This is a genomic window from Stackebrandtia sp., from assembly GCF_035643755.1.
GTDB lineage: Bacteria > Actinomycetota > Actinomycetes > Mycobacteriales > Micromonosporaceae > Stackebrandtia.
Genome location: NZ_DASQPW010000297.1, coordinates 1 through 16,419 on the forward strand (window position 1 = coordinate 1; position 16,419 = coordinate 16,419).

Consider the following 16,419-nt stretch of genomic DNA (forward strand, 5'->3'; position numbering starts at 1 on the left):
GGCGCCGCCCGGGCCGCCGCGCCCGCCGGTGATGCAGCAGCCGATGGCGCCGCGCCCCATGCAACAGCCGATGCCACAGCGTCCCATGCCGCAGCAGCACATGGCACCGAGGCCGATGCCGATGGCGCCGCGCCCCATGCCCCAGCCCATGCCGCCGCGTCCGATGCCGCAGCGCAAGAAGGCCAGCCAGGAGCCCGCCGTCATCGTCACGATCGTGATCGCCGCGATCCTGGTGGTGGGTTTCATGGTGCTGCTGATCGCCGCGCTGTAGCAACACTGTGGAGGCCGCGGCGGCTGACACACCCGACGGTTAACCTGTCAGTCGTGGCAAGCAGAACCGGGCAGTCCCTGCCGTACCGTCCCGCCCCGGGCACGATTCCCGAATCGCCCGGCGTCTACCGTTTCCGGGACGGCGACGGCAGGGTCATCTACGTCGGCAAGGCCAAGAACCTGCGGTCCCGGCTGAACTCGTACTTCGCCGACCCCACCGGCCTGCACCCGCGCACCTACCAGATGGTGCACACGGCGACGTCCGTGTCGTGGGTGGTGGTGGACACCGAGGTCGCCGCGCTGCAACTGGAGTACTCCTGGATCAAGGAGTTCGACCCCCGGTTCAACGTGATGTACCGCGACGACAAGAGCTACCCGTACCTCGCGGTGACCGTGGGGGAGGAGTACCCCCGGCTCCAGGTGATGCGCGGCGACAAGCGCAAGGGCGTGCGCTACTTCGGGCCGTTCTCCCACGCCTGGGCGATCCGCGAGACCCTCGACCTGCTGCTGCGGGTCTTCCCGGCCCGCACCTGCTCGTCCACGGTCTTCAAGCGCGCCAACAAGATCGGACGCCCCTGCCTGCTGGGCGACATCGGCAAGTGCTCGGCGCCGTGCGTCGGGCGGGTCAGCGCCGAGGAGCACCGCCGCATCGTCGACGAGTTCTGCGACTTCATGTCCGGGCGCACCGACACCTTCGTCAAGCGCGTCGAGACCGAGATGAAGGACGCCGCCGAGTCCCAGGACTACGAGCGCGCCGCCCGCCGCCGCGACGACCTGGTCGCCCTGAACCGGGCCCTGGAGAAGCAGGTCGTGGTGCTGGACGACAACACCGACGCCGACGTCGTGGCCTTCGCCGACGACCAGCTGCAGGCCGCGGTGGCGGTGTTCCACGTCCGCGGCGGCCGGGTCCGCGGCGAGCGCGGCTGGATCGTCGACCGCCCCGAGGGCGTCAGCGACGGCGACCTCGTGCACTCCCTGTGCACCCAGTACTACGGTGGACAGTCCGGTTCGGACATTCCGCGCGAGGTGCTGGTGCCCGCGCTGCCCGACGACGCCGACGCCCTGGTGGAATGGCTGTCCCAGCGCCGCGGCTCCCGGGTGAGCCTGCGGGTGCCGCGGCGCGGCGACAAGCGCGCGCTGGCCGAGACGGTGCGCCGCAACGCCGAGCAGGCCCTCGTCCAGCACAAGCTCAAGCGCGCCAGCGACCTCAACACCCGCTCGCAGGCTCTGGAGGAGCTCGCCGAGGCCCTCGACCTGCCGACCGCTCCGCTGCGCATCGAGTGCTTCGACGTCTCCCAGATGCAGGGAAGCGACGTGGTGGCCAGCATGGTGGTGTTCGAGGACGGGCTGCCCCGCAAGTCCGAATACCGCCGCTTCGTGGTCAAGGGCGACCGCACCGACGACCTGTCGGCCATGCACGAGGTGCTCACCCGGCGGCTGAAGCGCGTCGACGAGTCCGCGGCGCCCCGCGATGAGGACGGCAAGGCCCGCAAGTTCGCCTACCCGCCACAGCTTCTGGTGGTGGACGGCGGCGCCCCCCAGGTCGGCGTCGCCGACAATGTACTGTCCGAATTGGCCATCGACACGGTGAACGTGTGCGGCCTGGCCAAGCGCATGGAGGAGGTGTGGCTGCCGGAGGAGGAGTTCCCGGTGATCCTGCCGCGCCAGTCCGAGGCGCTGTACCTGCTGCAACGGGTGCGCGACGAGGCGCACCGCTTCGCCATCTCGCTGCACCGCTCCCGGCGCGGCAAGAAGGTCACCAGCTCCGCCCTGGACGCCGTGCCCGGCCTCGGCCCCGCCCGCCGCAAGGCGCTGCTGAGACACTTCGGCTCGGTCAAGAAGATCCGGGCCGCCACGCCCGCCGAACTCACCGCCGTCGACGGGATCGGCCCCGCACTGGCCGAGACTGTGACACGCACCCTGAACACGGAGACCACACCGCCAGCATGATCGCCGAAGACGCCCACGACGGGCATACTCAACTGATGCCCAACGACCCGCTCCCCGACGCCTCCGCCGACCGTAGCCGCGCCGACCTGGACCTGGTCATCGTGACCGGCACCTCCGGCGGCGGGCGCAGCACGGTCGCCAAGGCGCTGGAGAACGTCGGCTACTACGTGGTGGACAACCTCCCCGAGTCGCTCACGGTCACCATGGCCGAGCTGGCCTACGAATCCGGCGACGCCACCCGCCGCACCGCCATGGTGCTCGACGTGCGCTCCCACGCCTTCGCCGCCGACCTGGTCAAGGCCGTGGCGGACCTGAAGACCCGCGGCTTCAAGCCCCGCGTGGTGTTCGTCGACGCCGAGGACGACGTCCTGGTGCGCCGCTACGAGAAGGTGCGCCGCGCCCACCCCCTGCAGGGCTCCGGTCGCATCCTGGACGGCATCGCCGCCGAGCGCGAGCTGCTGGCCGCCTCCCGCGAGACCGCCGACGCGCTGATCGACACCAGCCACCTCAACGAGAACCAGCTGCGCTCCCGCGTCGAGGAGCTGTTCGCCCCCGCCGACACCCGCCGGGTCCGCATCACCACCCTGTCGTTCGGCTTCAAGTACGGCATCCCGCTGGACGCCGACTTCGTCATCGACGTGCGGTTTCTGCCCAACCCGTACTGGATTCCCGAGCTGCGCGAGCACACCGGCGTCGACGCCGAGGTCAGCGAGTACGTGCTGCAACAAAACGGCGCCGAGGAGTTCGTCGGCGGCTTCGCCGGGCTGATCGCCTCGGCCGCCCCCGGCTTCGAGCGGGAGGGCAAGCGCTACGTCACGGTCGCGGTGGGCTGCACCGGCGGCAAGCACCGCAGCGTCGCCATCGCCGAGGCGCTGGCGACGCGGCTGCGCGACAGCGGGTTGTCGGCCTACCCGCACCACCGCGACATGGGGCTGGAGTGAGGCGCCGGATCGTTGCCCTGGGGGGAGGCAAGGGACTGTCGGCGGCGCTGCGCGCCCTGAAGACCTTCGACGTCGACATCACCGCGGTGGTGACCGTCGCCGACGACGGGGGTTCGTCGGGACGCATCCGCGCCACCCGCGACGTGGTGCCGCCCGGCGACCTGCGCAAGGCGCTGATCGCGTTGTCGCCCAACGACGACGCGCTCACCGAGGTGTTCGGTTACCGCTTCGGCGGCACCGACGACCTCACCGGCCACGCCGTGGGCAACCTGGTGCTGACCGGGCTGATGGAGACCCTGGGCGACCCGGTGGCCGCGATCGCCGCGGCCGCCCGGATGCTGGACGTCGACGCCACCGTGCTGCCCATGGCCACCGTCCCGGTGGACATCGAGGCGTCGGTGGAGACCGACGGCGTCACCGCGGTGGTGCGCGGCCAGCACAACGTGGCCACCTCCAGCGGCGTCGTCCAGCACCTGCGGCTGCGGCCCGAGGCCCCGCCGGCCTGCCCGCAGGCGCTGGAGGCCATCGCCGCGGCCGACTGGCTGGTGCTGGGGCCCGGCTCCTGGTACACCAGCGTGATGCCGCACCTGCTGGTGCCGCAGCTGCGCGACGCCATCGAGGCCAGCACCGCCAAGAAGGCCATCGTGTTGAACCTCGACAAGGAACCCGAGACCGACGGACTCACCCTCGCCGAACACGTCGTGGCACTGCGCGCGTACGCTCCGGAACTGCGCGCCGACATCATCATCGCCGACACTCAGGCGACCGGTGAACCCGAACCGGTCGCGCGTGCGGCACAATCTTTGGGGGCCCAATTGCTCCTTGCCCCGGTCGCCGAACCGGGCCGCAAGGACCGCCACGACTGGCGGGCACTGGCGCGGGCCCTCAAACCGGTTATCTAGTGGGGTGGATCGTTCAACATGGCGATGACGTCTTCCATAAAGGACGAACTCAGTCGCATAGACATCACCAAGCCGTGTTGCCGCCGGGCCGAGATGAGCGCGCTCTTCCGCTTCTCCGGCGGGCTTCACCTGGTGGGCGGCACCTTGGTCGTGGAGGCCGAGCTGGACGCGGGCAGCGTGGCCCGGCGGCTGCGGGCCGCCATCGCCGACGCCTACGGGTATCACAGCGAGATGCAGGTGCTCACCGCCGGCGGCCTGCGCCGCCACACGCATTTCGTGCTGCGGGTCATCAACGACGGTGAGGCGCTGGCCCGCCAGACCGGCCTGCTGGACGCCCGGGGGCGCCCGGTGCGGGGCCTGCCGTCGCACGTGGTGTCCGGCAATCTGTGCTGCGCCGTGGCCGCCTGGCGGGGCGCCTTCCTGGCGCACGGCTCGCTCACCGAGCCCGGCCGGTCGTCCTCGCTGGAGATCACCTGCCCGGGGCCGGAGGCGGCGCTGGCGCTGGTGGGCGCGGCCCGCCGGCTCGGCGTGTCCGCCAAGGCCCGCGACGCCCGCGGCGTGGACCGCGTGGTGATCCGCGACGGCGACGCCATCGGCGAGATGCTCACCCGGTTGGGCGCCCACTCCGGGGTGCTGACCTGGGAGGAGCGGCGGGTGCGCCGCGAGGTGCGCGCCACCGCCAACCGGCTGGCCAACTTCGACGACGCCAACCTGCGCCGCTCCGCGCGGGCCGCGGTGGCCGCCGCCGCCAAGGTGACCCGGGCCCTGGACCTGCTGGGGGAGGACGTCCCCGCCCATCTCGCCGAGGCCGGGCGGCTGCGGCTGGCGCACCGCCAGGCATCCCTGGAGGAGCTGGGAGCCATGGCCGACCCGCCGCTGACCAAGGACGCCATCGCCGGGCGGATCCGCCGGCTCATCAACCTGGCCAACAAGCACGCGCAGCGCCGCGGCGAGCCGCCGGTGGAGTCGGCGGTCACCGAGGACATGCTGGTGGGGTGACGGGCGCCGCCTCAGCCCGTGACGGGCAGCAGCCCGCGCTCGCCGAAGACCTTCTTGGCCACGAACATCGCGTTGAGCGCCCGGGGCACTCCCGAGTAGACGGACACGTGGATGATCGCCTCGACGATCTCCTCCGGCGACAGGCCGACGTTGAGGGCGGCGTTGATGTGAACCTCCAACTGGGGTTCGCACCCGCCCTGACCGGCCAGGGCTCCGATGGTGACCAGCTGACGCTGGCGCGGCTCGAGGCCGGGCCGGGAGTACACGTCCCCGAAGGCGAACTCGATGACGATGTCGCCCAGGGCCGGCGCGATGTCGGCCAGCGACTCGACCACCTTGTGGCCGCCCTCGCCGTCGACGGCGGTGAGGGTCTCGAGACCCCGGACGTAGCGTTCGGAGCGCTGTGCTTGCGACATCGGGTGCGGCCTTTCCGCGGGAACGTGTGGGAACCCGAGGCTACCGGCGGGGCGGGGCTTTCCTGGGGAAACGAGCGGGCGATCACACCAATACGCGGACGGTACGGGGCCGTTAGGTAGGGTCGGGTTGCTCGGCGACGAGGCCGACACTCTGATGGACTTTCCGCTTTTCATTTAAAAAGGAGATGGATCGCGTGACCATTCGCGTAGGCATCAACGGTTTCGGCCGCATCGGTCGCAATTTCTTCCGCGCCGTCCTGACGTCCAAAGCGGACGTCGAGCTGGTGGCGTTCAACGATCTCGGCGACACCAACACCATCGCGCACCTGCTGAAGTACGACAGCATCCTGGGGCGCCTCCCCGTCGAGGTGAAGGCCGCCGACGGCGAGATCACCGTGGGGGGCAAGTCCATCAAGGCCTTCGCCGAGCGCGAGCCCGGCAGCCTGCCGTGGGGCGACGTCGGCGCCGACATCGTCATCGAGTCGACCGGCTTCTTCACCGACGCCAACAAGGCCAGGGCCCACATCGACGGCGGCGCCCGGAAGGTGATCATCTCGGCGCCCGCCAAGAACGAGGACGCCACCCTGGTGATGGGCGTCAATCACCACACCTACGACGCCGCCGAACACACCGTCGTGTCGATGGCCTCGTGCACCACCAACTGTCTGGCCCCGATGGCCAAGGCGCTCAACGACTCCATCGGCATCGAGCGGGGTCTGATGACCACCGTGCACGCCTACACCCAGGACCAGAACCTCCAGGACGGGCCGCACAAGGACCTGCGCCGGGCCCGGGCCGCCGCCATCAACGTGGTGCCCACCTCGACTGGCGCCGCCAAGGCCGTCGGCCTGGTGCTGCCGGAGCTGAACGGCAAGCTGGACGGCTACGCCCTGCGGGTGCCGATTCCGACCGGCTCGGCCACCGACCTCACCTTCACGGCCTCTCGTTCCACCACCGTGGACGAGGTGAACGGCGCCGTGCGCGCCGCCGCCGAGGGCCCGCTGAAGGGCATCATCAGCTACACCGACGACCCGATCGTGTCGTCCGACATCGTCACCGACCCGGCCAGCTGCATCTTCGACTCCGGCCTGACGAAGGTGATCGGCGACCAGGTCAAGGTGGTCGGCTGGTACGACAACGAGTGGGGCTTCTCCAACCGCCTGGTGGACCTCGTCAACTTCCTGGGTACCAAGTAGATGCGGGAACTTGACGCGCTCCTTTCGGAGGGTGTCGCGGGTCGGCGCGTCCTGGTGCGCGCCGACCTCAACGTCCCGCTGGACGGCACCCGCATCACCGACGACGGCCGCATCCGCGGCGTGCTTCCCACCCTGACGGCGCTGCGCGACGCGGGAGCCCGGCTGGTGGTCTGCGCTCACCTCGGCCGTCCCAAGGGGACGCCCGAGGCGAAGTACTCGCTGGCCCCGGTCGGCGATCGCCTGGCCGAACTGCTGGGCACCGGCGTGGCCTTCGCCTCGGACACCGTGGGCCCCGACGCCCGCGCCAAGGTCGCCGAGCTCGACGACGGGGGCGTGGTCCTGCTGGAGAACCTGCGTTTCAACGCCGGTGAGACCAGTAAGGACGACGCCGAGCGCGCGGCGTTCGCCGCGTCCCTGGCCGAGCTGGCCGACGTCTATGTGGACGACGCCTTCGGCGCGGTGCACCGCAAGCACGCCAGCGTCTACGACGTGGCGACCCTGCTGCCGCACTACGCGGGAGAACTGGTGACCCGCGAGGTGTCGGTGCTGCGGCGGCTCACGACCTCGCCGCGGCGGCCGTACGCCGTGGTCCTGGGCGGCGCCAAGGTGTCCGACAAGCTCGCCGTGATCGCCAACCTTCTGGACAAGGTGGACCGACTGCTGGTCGGCGGCGGCATGATGTTCACCTTCCTTGCCGCCCAAGGACACCCGATCGGCACCTCCCTTGTGGAAGAAGACCAGATCGATCGCTGTCGACAGTTCCTCGACCGGGCCGGGGAGCTCGGCGTCGACCTGATGCTGCCGGTGGACACCGTGGTGGCCGAACGCTTCGCCGCCGACGCCGAACCGCAGACCGTTGACGCGGCGAAGATCCCCGACGACCGCATGGGCCTGGACATCGGGCCGCGCACCGCCGAGGCGTTCGCCGCGGCGCTGGGTGACGCCGGGACGGTGTTCTGGAACGGCCCGATGGGCGTCTTCGAGTTCCCGGCCTTCGCCGCGGGCACCCGCGCGGTCGCCTCGGCCCTGGTCGACAACGACGGCCTGACCGTGGTGGGCGGCGGCGATTCGGCCGCGGCGGTGCGTACCCTCGGTCTACCCGAGGACGGCTTCAGCCACATCTCCACCGGCGGTGGGGCCAGCCTGGAGTACCTCGAGGGCAAGATCCTGCCCGGACTGTCGATATTGGAGAAATGATGAGTGAGCGCCGCCCCCTCATAGCCGGCAACTGGAAGATGAACCTCAACCACCTCGAGGCCATCGCCCTGGTGCAGAAGCTGGCCTTCAGCCTGGACGAGAAGCAGCTGGGCGCCGTGGAGGTGGTGGTGCTGCCGCCGTTCGTGGACATCCGCAGCGTCCAGACCCTTGTGGACGGCGACCACCTGCTGCTGGCCTACGGGGCCCAGGACCTGTCGGCCCACGCGGGCGGCGCCTACACCGGCGAGATCTCCGGCGCCATGCTGTCCAAACTGGGTTGCTCCTTTGTGGTGGTCGGCCACTCCGAACGCCGCCAGTACCACGGCGAGGACGACGCCACCGTGGCGGCGAAGGTCCGCGCGGCGCTGTCCAACGAGCTGACCCCGATCATGTGCGTCGGCGAGAACCTCGACGTCCGCCAGGCCGAGGGTCACGTCGAACACTCGGTGGGACAACTGGTCGCGGGCCTGGACGGACTGACGTCCGAACAGGTCTCCAAGGTCGTGGTCGCCTACGAACCGGTGTGGGCGATCGGCACCGGCAAGACCTGCGCCCCCGCCGACGCCCAGGAGGTCATCGGGGCGCTGCGCGCCGCGCTGACCGAGCGCCACCCCGAGGCGGCCGAGACCGTGCGCATCCTCTACGGAGGCTCCGTGAAGTCCGGCAACGTCGCGTCGATCATGGCGCAGTCCGACATCGACGGCGCGCTGGTCGGCGGCGCCAGCATCGACGCCGACGAGTTCGTGAAGATCTGTCGGTTTCCCGAACACGCGACGGGCATCTAGGCAAAACGTTTCAGCGGTACGGACATCACCGGGTCCCCCGATGGTGTCCGTACCGTTATCTTCGCCGCTTGGACTGGCCACCGGTGGCATGTAAGGCTTAGAGTGTGTGGTCATCGGCGACGGGCGCGCCGATACGTCCTGATTAACCCCTCAGGAGAGTGTGGCGATGCGTCGAGGTGCTTCGGGGCCGCGCAGCGGTGTGGTGACACTGCCGTTGATCGCGGCCTTGCTGATGTCGTTGGTGGCGGCGTGTACTGGTGCCGAGCCCCATCAACCGACCATTACGGACAAACCCGGATCGGGTGGGACGGTTCGGATCCTGACCTACCAGAAGCAGCTGCCCCTGCTGGACCCCCAGCGCGACTACACCACCGCCGGTTGGAACATGTCGCAGCTGATCACCCGCACGCTGACGGCGTTCAAGCCCGCCCCGGGCAAGAAGGGCGCCCAGCTGGAGGGCGACCTGGCCACCGACACCGGGCACCACAACGCCGACAGCACAGTGTGGACGTACACCCTGCGCTCCGGGGTGAAGTGGCAGACCGGTGACCTGCTCAACTGCGAGGACATCCGCTACGGAGTGCTGCGCAACTTCGACTCCCGCAACAAGAAGCCGGTCGTCCACGGTGGTCCGCCCTACGCCACCGAATGGCTGGACGTGCCGGCCACGTACAAGGGACCGCGCACCGACGCGGACAAGGACTCCTCCGTCACGGGCGTGAAGTGCGTCAACGACAAGACCATCCAGTTCCGCCTCAAGAAGCCCGAGGCCAACTTCCCGTACGCGGTGGCCATGACGTCGTTCGCGCCGGTGCGGGAGAAGGACGACAGCTGGGGCGACTACGCCACCGAACCGATGTCGACCGGGCCCTACAAGCTGGCCAAGTACACCCCGGCCAAGGGCGACACCGTCGGCAAGGCGGTGTTCGAGCGCAACCGTTACTGGGACGGCAAGACCGACCCGGTGCGCACCGGGTCGGCCGACAAGATCGTCGTCGAGCTGGGCATCGACATCGACTCCGCGGCGCAGCAGCTCACCACGGGCAACCCCGACTACGACAACGCCGTGATGCTGGACCAGGTCCCGGCCAACTTCGTGTCCCAGGTGGTCAACGACAAGCAGCTGCGCACCCAGACGATTCACGGCCCCACCTCGGCGACCACCTACATGTCGATCAGCACCAAGACGGTGCCGAAGGTCAAGTGCCGCCAGGCGCTGGAATACGGCTTCAACAAGCGCAAGTTCCTGGAGGTGCTGGGCGGCAAGGACCTCGGCGACTACGCCACGTCCATCCTGCCGCCCGCCGACCCGGCCCATCGAGACTTCGACATCTACGGAACCGAGGGCAAGCCCGACGGCGACCTCGACAAGGCGCAGCAGCTGCTGGACGACACCAAGGGCTGCCCCGCCAAGCTCACCCTGGACGTGGAGGACTCCGAGCGGGGCAAGGAGATGGCCAAGACCATCGTCGACACCTACGCGCGGCTGGGCATCACCGTCAAGACCAACAAGATCTCCGGCGACTACTACGACAAGCTCAACTACCTGAAGAACTCGCACGACCTGACGATCGCGGGCTGGGCGTCGGACTGGCCGGGCGGCTCGGGCACGATCCCGGCGCTGTTCGACGGCCACCTGATCAAGGACGGCGCCAACTCCAACTACGCGCAGTTGGACGACAAGGGAATCGACTCCGACATCGCCGCGGCCTCCCGCGAGAACTCGCCCGACGCCGCCGCCAAGCTGTGGGGCGACCTGGACGAGCGGATCCAAAAGGCCGCCGCGGTCGTGCCGATCCTCTACCCCCGCGTGCTGTCGCTGTGCGGCCCCAAGGTGCGCGGTGCGTTCCTCAACGCGCAGGTCGGCGCCGTCAACATCGCCTCCCTAGGCGTCGAGTGACGATGCCCGATGCCCCGTACGATATGCTTCGGCACTGATTTGCCGATCATGTTCCGCCCATGAACACCCGGAAGGACCCGGCCAGACCACTATGTTGCAAGCACTCATGTACGCGTTGTTCGGCTTGCTGGTCGTCACCAGCGCCGCGTTGGTCCTGCTGATCCTGCTGCACAAGGGCAAGGGCGGCGGTCTGTCGAGCATGTTCGGCGGCGGCGTGAGCTCCAACCTGTCGGGTTCGTCGGTCGCGGAGAAGAACCTGGACCGCATCACGGTCATCGTCGGGGTCTTCTGGATCGTCGGCATCGTGGGTTTCGGTATCCTGTTGCGCCACATCATGGGCAGTTGATCGTGACGCACGGTAGCGTCATGTGTTCATATTGTTAGTTCAATTAGGTACCCCCTCACCCTTTCGCCCGAGGTGGTATAGGTCATAGACTCGACGCACTCGGATAAATGGCGGTAGCGGTCGTGACCCTGAGCGATCGCGGATCAATCGTCACACAGCGCCCCCCTGTGAAGGAGTCCGTCGATAATGGTCAGTGGAAATGCGATTCGCGGTACCCGCGTTGGTGGTAGGCCGACCGGTATGCCCGAGCACGGCGAACCGATGCCGCGTCAATACGTGGACTATTGGTGCGTCAACGGGCATCACACCCGCCCTTCCTTCTCCCTACGCGCCGACGTGCCCGAGACCTGGGAATGCCGCAGCTGCGGTCTCCCGGCCGGCACCGACCGCGAAAGCCCGCCCGAGCCACCGACGCAACGCCCCTTCAAGACCCACCTGGCCTACGTCATGGAGCGCCGCAGCGAGGCCGACGGCGAGGCCCTGCTCGCCGAGGCGCTGGCCAACCTCCGCGCCCGCAGAGGGGCCTGATCCCTACTCCCCGGTGACGGGCCTGTCGGGCGGCGTCAGCAGACGCGGCACGATCTTTCCCACGGCGTTCCTGGGCAGTTCATCGATGAAGTGGACGTCTCGCGGCACGCTGAAGCGGGCCAACCGCTTGCGGACGTGGTCGCGGACGTCGTCGGCGCCGAGACACCGCCCGGGCTCGGCGACCACGTAGGCGACCAGCCGCTGGCCCCACGCGTCGTCGTCGACGCCGATGACCGCCGCCTCGCGGACGCCCGGCATGCGGTCGAGCAGGCTCTCCACCTCCAGCGGGTACACGTTCTCGCCGCCGGAGATGATCATGTCGTCGCCGCGCCCGTCCACGAACAGCAGGCCCTCGGCGTCCAGGTGCCCGAGGTCGCCGGTGTCCATGGTGCCGTCGCGCAGCGCGCGGCCGCTGCCGTCGGTGTAGCCGTCGAACAGCATCTCGTTGCCCACGAAGATGCGGCCGGTGTGGCCGCGCGGCACCTCGGCGCCGTCTGCGTCGAGCAGCACGATCCGCGTCCCGTGCGGCGGCCTGCCCGAGGTGCCGTACGCCCGCCGCAGCTCGGCGGGCCGCGCGATGCTGGCCCACGACACCTCGGTGGTGCCGTACAGGTTGTACAGCACCTCGCCGAAGGCGTCCATGAACCGGTGCGCGAAGTCCCCGGGCAGCGCCGAGCCCGCCGTGGCCACCACGCGCAGCGCCGCGGTGTCGTGGCGGCGGCGCTCGGCCGCGTCCACCTCCAGCAGCCGCTGCAGCATGACGGGGACGGCGAACATCGCGGTGCACCGCCGCCGGTCCAGGGTGGCCAGCAGGTCGGCGGGTTCGAAGCGGCGCCGCAGCACCATGGTGGCGCGCAACGCGACCGCCAACTGCATGGCGGCGAAACCCCAGGCGTGGAACATCGGCGCGGGAATGTGGATGCGATCGCCGACCCGCAGCGGAATCCGCGACAGCATCGCCGTGAGCGAGTGCAGCGCGGGATCGGGCCGGCGGGCGCCCTTCGGATTGCCCGTGGTGCCGGAGGTCAGCATGATGGTGTGCCCGTAGCGGGGCGGCCTGCGGTGGGGCTCGCCCGCGCCGCGCGCCACCAGATCGTCCAGTGTGGTCTCGCCGTCGGCGTCGGCGGACACGACGGGAACGCCGACGCCGTCCAGCAGCGGCAGGAACTCGGCGTCGGCGATCACCACGGAGGCGCGGTGCGCCCGAAGCGAGGCGCACAGCTGCTGGGCCGACAGCCCCGTGTTGAGCAGCACCAGATCGGCGCCGATCTTTCCCGCCGCGGCGACGGCGAGCACCAGGCCGCGGTGGTTGCGGCACAACACGGCCAGCCGCGGCTCCGCGCCGTGCTCGGCGAGCGCGTGGGCCAGGGCGTCGGCCCGTTCATCCAGTTCGGACCAGGTGAGCTCGCCGTCGTCGTCGATGACGGCGGCGGCGAACGGGGCGCGCCGCGCGGCGGCGGCGAAGCCGCCGGGCAGGCCGAATCCCCAGTGCCGCAACGTGGCCAGGTGCCGCACCATCCGCACGGGGTGGCCGGGCTTGAGAAAGCCGCGGCGGGCCAGGGTGGTGCCGATGTGGACCCCGGTGCCGGCGGCCCGCCAGGCCCGGGCCGCCATGGTGGGGGAGGAGTGAGCGTCCATGAGGGATGTCCTAACGCCGTCGGCGAGGTCATACCTACCTTACCAACGAGTAAGGTATGGACGCCAGGCCATCGAGCCGACGAGACATCCCATGGACGGACACGCCGGGGTCTCAGCGCACCCGCCGAAAGCGGGTCACGGTCGCCGCGCCCGCCCGCTCGGCTCCCAGGCTTTCCAGCTCCAGCCCCCGGCCGTCGGGAAACAGCCGCCGTCCAACTCCGCCCGCCACATCGGGGACGGTGACGAGCCGGTACTCGTCCACCAGATCGGCCGACATCAACTGCCACACCACGTCCAGGCTCCCGGTGATCGCCACGTCGCGCGGCTGTCGCCTGACCGCCTCGGCGAGCCCGCCCTTCAGCGGCGCGGAGTTCGGCCACGCCGCCGTGTCGACGCCGTCGCGGGTGGCCACCAGCTTCGGCACCTTGTCGATGTAGGCGGCGAAGGCGTCGCCGCGCTGCCTCCACAGCTTGCCCAACGCCTCCCAGGTCCTGCGCCCCAACAGCAGGACGCCGTTGTCGCCCAGGGCCTCGGCGACCTGCCGGTTGGCGGCATCGCGCGGCTCGGGGCCGTGGGAGAACGCCCGCGCGTCGAACGCGGTCGCGTCGGCGCGGCTCGGATCGGGATACACCCCGTCGACGCCGACGAACGCTATGCCGGAAACGGTCACGATGATCTTCCTTTCGATGGAGATTCACCGGTACATACCGCCGAGCTCGGCCAAACTCATCGCGCGCGATCGGGGCGATCGTGGCGGCTAGGCTCGCCGCAACGACACCGTGGAAGGGAAGCACCGCCATGAAGACCGTCATCGTGTGCCATTCGGAGTCGCACGGCAACACCCGGCGCGTCGCCGAGGCCATCGGCGGGCCGCTGGAGGCCGAGGTGGTCGCGCTCGACGACGTCGACGCGGCGGAACTGCCCGCGAGCGACCTGGTGGGTTTCGGTTCCGGGATCTTCCTGCGCGCCTTCCATCCCCGCCTGCGACGGTTCGTCGACGCGCTGGCCGACGGCGGCGGGCGCCGGGCCTTCGTGTTCGCCACCAGCGGGCTGCCCGAGGGCGGCTACCAACGCTTCGGCCGCCCACTGGTGCGCCAACTCGAGTCCAGGAATTTCGACGTGGTGGACACCTTCTCGTGCCGCGGCTTCGACACCTGGTTCCCGTTCAAGATCGTCGGCGGCATCAGGAAGGGCCGCCCCGACGCCTGCGACCTGGACGCGGCGCGGGAGTTCGGTCGGCGGCTGCGCGACCGCCGGGGTTGAGCACCTCAGTCGTCGCCGGGCCAGTGCCAGTCGCGGACCTCGACGACGGCCTCGACGGGTATCGGCCCGTAGATGTGCGGATATTTCTCCTCGCCCAGGCCAGGCGATTCGTAGCGCACCACGGCGCCGAGTTTGGCGTGGTCGATCACCAGCACCACCAGGTCGACGTCGGGTCGGTCCCCGTACTGGAACTCGGCGACGGGGCCGAGCTGACGTTCCAGGGACGTGTGGATGAAGCCCTCCTCCTCGAGCCGCTTGCCACGGGTGGACCAGCGGTAGCTTCCCTCGGCCACGGCCTCCTTCCACAGCCGACGCTCGGTGAGGTGGAGCAGCCTGGTTGATTCGCCGCCCGTGGCTTCGTCCGTGTCCATGGACGACAGCGTAACGGCGTGGCCGAACGCGATGATCGCGATCAACACCAACACGACAACGTCCGCGACCCCCGCCGCCGACAGGTCGGGGGAGCCGTGCACGCCCAGGCGCGTCACGATCATCGCGGCACCGAGCAGCGCCAGCGCCGCCGCGAGCCCCGCGTACGCGGCGGGAACCCTGGCGGGGGCGAAGATCCCGACGACCATCAGTCCCAACAGGACGAAGAACGCCACCCATACCAGCATCCCGACGGGGCCCTGGACCTCGAGCAGTGGCCCGTAGGAGACGGTGACCCCGTCGCGGGTTTCGGGCCGGTACTCGGGAACGAACACCGCAAGGCCGCCGACGACCAGCAGGACGGCGTAGACGACGCGCAGGCCCGCGAACCATACGGGCGAGCGCGGGCCGGGTGGCGAGTCGGGGGCGGTCATGCCGCCAGGTTATGGGACGCCGTCCACATCGGGATCGGTGAGCCGCCGCGCCGGGTCACCAGGTCACGGGCAGCTCATACACCCCGTAGACCGAACCGTCGTGCTTGAACGGAATCGCGTCCATGGTGGTGGCGAGGCGCAGGCCGGGGATTCGCCGGTAGAGGGTCCCGTACACCACCTGGAGTTCCATGCGGGCCAAGGGTTGGCCGAGGCACTGGTGAACGCCGAACCCGAACGCGACGTGGCGGCGGGAGTTGCGGCCGACGTCCAGGGCGTCGGGGTCGTCGAAGACCTCGGGATCGCGGTTGGCGACGTCGTTGGCCATGATGAGCCCGTCCCCGGCGCGAATCGTCTCCCCGGCGATCTCGATGTCCTCCAACGCCACCCGACGCCGTCCGCTGTGGGTGATGTTGAGATAGCGCAGGAGTTCCTCCACCGCGGAGTCCACCAGCCCGGGGTCGGTGGTGTCGCGCAGCCGGCCCAGCTGCTCGGGGTTTTCCAGCAGCGCCAGGGTGCCCAGCGCGATCATGTTCGCGGTGGTCTCGTGCCCGGCGATCAGCAGCAGCACGCCCATCTGGGCGGCCTCGGACCGGGTGAGCTCCCCGGCGGCGACGCGTTCGGCCAGAGTGGACAGCAGATCGTCGCCGGGCTGGGCGAGCTTGTCGCCGACCAGGCCGTCCAGGTACTCGGCCAGCCGCCCGTGGGCGGCGGTGCGCTCCTCGGGGGCGGCGGTGCGCCTGATGATGGTGCTGCTGTTGTCCTGGAAGAAGTCGTGATCCGCGTACGGCACCCCCAGCAGGGCGCAGATCACCAGCGAGGGAACCGGAAGCGCGAACGCCTCCACCAGGTCGACCGGCCTCGGACCGGCCAGCATCGCGTCGATCAGGTCGTCGACGATGCCCTGGACCCTCGGCCGCAGCTGCCTGACCCGCTTGATCATGAACGGCGCGGTCACCATGCGGCGCAGCCGGGCGTGTTCGGGGTCGTCCATCAGGATGAAGCTGATCCGGTTGCCGCGCACCGGGGCCTGGCTGGGATAGCCGGGGCGGGTGGCGTCGGCGCTGACCCGCTCGTCGCCCAGCAGCGCCCGCTGCTCGGCGTAGCGGGTGACCAGCCACGGGGTGCTGCCGTCCCACAGCCGCACCCTGCTCAGGGGGGCGGCCTCGCGCAGCGAGGTGAGATCCGGGGGCGGATCGAACGGGCAGGTCGCGGCCCGCGACATCGGGAACCGCGGAACCTCGGTGGGTGGAGCGATGTCGGTCATGGATTCCTCCATTGAGTACTC

General features: G+C 69.9%; 17 protein-coding genes. 12 read left to right on the forward strand and 5 right to left on the reverse strand.

Features of this window, described 5'->3' with window-relative positions; all coding sequences use genetic code 11:
* The 5 genes from VE172_RS23125 to whiA all read left to right on the forward strand — a co-directional run.
* On the forward strand, positions 1-271 hold a 271-nt coding region (locus VE172_RS23125), incomplete at its 5' end, for a hypothetical protein (protein WP_324804368.1).
* Between the two features lie 53 nt (positions 272-324).
* A complete protein-coding gene (gene uvrC, locus VE172_RS23130) occupies positions 325-2,220 on the forward strand; it encodes an excinuclease ABC subunit UvrC (RefSeq protein WP_324804369.1) in 1,896 nt (631 codons plus the stop codon).
* Between the two features lie 35 nt (positions 2,221-2,255).
* The gene (rapZ, locus tag VE172_RS23135) at positions 2,256-3,161 is read left to right on the forward strand and encodes an RNase adapter RapZ (RefSeq protein ID WP_349258511.1); all 906 of its coding nucleotides are present in this window, start codon (positions 2,256-2,258) and stop codon (positions 3,159-3,161) included.
* Positions 3,158-4,063: a gluconeogenesis factor YvcK family protein gene (locus VE172_RS23140; RefSeq protein ID WP_324804371.1), complete on the forward strand. Its 906-nt coding sequence runs from the start codon at positions 3,158-3,160 to the stop codon at positions 4,061-4,063. Before rapZ ends, VE172_RS23140 begins: the two co-directional genes overlap by 4 nt.
* 18 nt (positions 4,064-4,081) lie before the next feature.
* Positions 4,082-5,062, forward strand: coding sequence for a DNA-binding protein WhiA (gene whiA / locus VE172_RS23145; RefSeq protein ID WP_349258506.1), 981 nt, complete (start codon positions 4,082-4,084; stop codon positions 5,060-5,062).
* Positions 5,063-5,073: 11 nt separating this feature from the next.
* Here the strand turns inward: whiA and VE172_RS23150 are convergent, their stop codons facing one another.
* Positions 5,074-5,478, reverse strand: a complete 405-nt coding sequence (locus VE172_RS23150) for a carboxymuconolactone decarboxylase family protein (protein WP_324804373.1) — start codon at positions 5,476-5,478, stop codon at positions 5,074-5,076.
* A 194-nt stretch (positions 5,479-5,672) separates the two neighbouring features.
* On the opposite strand from VE172_RS23150, the gene gap reads away from it, so the two are divergent.
* The 6 genes from gap (at position 5,673) to VE172_RS23180 (ending at position 11,430) form a co-directional block, all read left to right on the forward strand.
* Positions 5,673-6,674: a type I glyceraldehyde-3-phosphate dehydrogenase gene (gap, locus tag VE172_RS23155; protein ID WP_324804374.1), complete on the forward strand. Its 1,002-nt coding sequence runs from the start codon at positions 5,673-5,675 to the stop codon at positions 6,672-6,674.
* Complete coding sequence (locus tag VE172_RS23160) at positions 6,675-7,871, forward strand: phosphoglycerate kinase (protein ID WP_324804375.1); 1,197 nt, start codon at positions 6,675-6,677, stop codon at positions 7,869-7,871.
* Positions 7,871-8,656, forward strand: coding sequence for a triose-phosphate isomerase (gene tpiA / locus VE172_RS23165; RefSeq protein WP_324804376.1), 786 nt, complete (start codon positions 7,871-7,873; stop codon positions 8,654-8,656). Before VE172_RS23160 ends, tpiA begins: the two co-directional genes overlap by 1 nt.
* Before the next feature lie 166 nt (positions 8,657-8,822).
* On the forward strand, positions 8,823-10,556 hold the full coding sequence (locus VE172_RS23170; RefSeq protein ID WP_324804377.1) for an ABC transporter substrate-binding protein: 1,734 nt from the start codon (positions 8,823-8,825) through the stop codon (positions 10,554-10,556).
* 91 nt (positions 10,557-10,647) lie between these two features.
* Entirely contained in the window at positions 10,648-10,902 is a 255-nt protein-coding gene (gene secG, locus VE172_RS23175; protein WP_324804378.1) for a preprotein translocase subunit SecG, read from the forward strand.
* A 186-nt stretch (positions 10,903-11,088) separates the two neighbouring features.
* Entirely contained in the window at positions 11,089-11,430 is a 342-nt protein-coding gene (locus VE172_RS23180) for an RNA polymerase-binding protein RbpA (RefSeq protein WP_324804379.1), read from the forward strand.
* Positions 11,431-11,433: 3 nt separating this feature from the next.
* Here VE172_RS23180 and VE172_RS23185 read toward each other — a convergent pair whose 3' ends face one another.
* Both VE172_RS23185 and VE172_RS23190 read right to left on the reverse strand, forming a co-directional pair.
* Positions 11,434-13,068, reverse strand: coding sequence for an AMP-binding protein (locus VE172_RS23185; protein ID WP_324804380.1), 1,635 nt, complete (start codon positions 13,066-13,068; stop codon positions 11,434-11,436).
* 112 nt (positions 13,069-13,180) lie between these two features.
* Positions 13,181-13,738 (reverse strand): dihydrofolate reductase family protein, encoded by a 558-nt coding sequence (locus tag VE172_RS23190; RefSeq protein ID WP_324804381.1) that lies wholly within the window; start codon positions 13,736-13,738, stop codon positions 13,181-13,183.
* A 128-nt stretch (positions 13,739-13,866) separates the two neighbouring features.
* Between VE172_RS23190 and VE172_RS23195 the strand changes: the two genes are divergently transcribed.
* On the forward strand, positions 13,867-14,331 hold the full coding sequence (locus VE172_RS23195; RefSeq protein WP_324804382.1) for a flavodoxin family protein: 465 nt from the start codon (positions 13,867-13,869) through the stop codon (positions 14,329-14,331).
* A gap of 5 nt (positions 14,332-14,336) precedes the next feature.
* Here VE172_RS23195 and VE172_RS23200 read toward each other — a convergent pair whose 3' ends face one another.
* A complete protein-coding gene (locus tag VE172_RS23200; protein ID WP_324804383.1) occupies positions 14,337-15,134 on the reverse strand; it encodes a DUF952 domain-containing protein in 798 nt (265 codons plus the stop codon).
* 55 nt (positions 15,135-15,189) lie between these two features.
* Entirely contained in the window at positions 15,190-16,398 is a 1,209-nt protein-coding gene (locus VE172_RS23205) for a cytochrome P450 (protein WP_324804384.1), read from the reverse strand.
* Between the last annotated feature and the right edge of the window lie 21 nt (positions 16,399-16,419).

Excerpts from the sequence above, each read along its gene's own strand:
- VE172_RS23200 (WP_324804383.1), bottom strand. The coding sequence starts at position 15,134 with ATGACCGCCCCCGACTCGCCACCCGGCCCGCGCTCGCCCGTATGGTTC.
- VE172_RS23180 (WP_324804379.1), top strand. The coding sequence starts at position 11,089 with ATGGTCAGTGGAAATGCGATTCGCGGTACCCGCGTTGGTGGTAGGCCG.
- whiA (WP_349258506.1), top strand. The coding sequence starts at position 4,082 with ATGGCGATGACGTCTTCCATAAAGGACGAACTCAGTCGCATAGACATC.
- VE172_RS23160 (WP_324804375.1), top strand. The coding sequence starts at position 6,675 with ATGCGGGAACTTGACGCGCTCCTTTCGGAGGGTGTCGCGGGTCGGCGC.
- VE172_RS23150 (WP_324804373.1), bottom strand. The coding sequence starts at position 5,478 with ATGTCGCAAGCACAGCGCTCCGAACGCTACGTCCGGGGTCTCGAGACC.
- VE172_RS23205 (WP_324804384.1), bottom strand. The coding sequence starts at position 16,398 with ATGACCGACATCGCTCCACCCACCGAGGTTCCGCGGTTCCCGATGTCG.
- tpiA (WP_324804376.1), top strand. The coding sequence starts at position 7,871 with ATGAGTGAGCGCCGCCCCCTCATAGCCGGCAACTGGAAGATGAACCTC.
- VE172_RS23185 (WP_324804380.1), bottom strand. The coding sequence starts at position 13,068 with ATGGACGCTCACTCCTCCCCCACCATGGCGGCCCGGGCCTGGCGGGCC.
- VE172_RS23195 (WP_324804382.1), top strand. The coding sequence starts at position 13,867 with ATGAAGACCGTCATCGTGTGCCATTCGGAGTCGCACGGCAACACCCGG.
- VE172_RS23170 (WP_324804377.1), top strand. The coding sequence starts at position 8,823 with ATGCGTCGAGGTGCTTCGGGGCCGCGCAGCGGTGTGGTGACACTGCCG.
- rapZ (WP_349258511.1), top strand. The coding sequence starts at position 2,256 with ATGCCCAACGACCCGCTCCCCGACGCCTCCGCCGACCGTAGCCGCGCC.
- secG (WP_324804378.1), top strand. The coding sequence starts at position 10,648 with ATGTTGCAAGCACTCATGTACGCGTTGTTCGGCTTGCTGGTCGTCACC.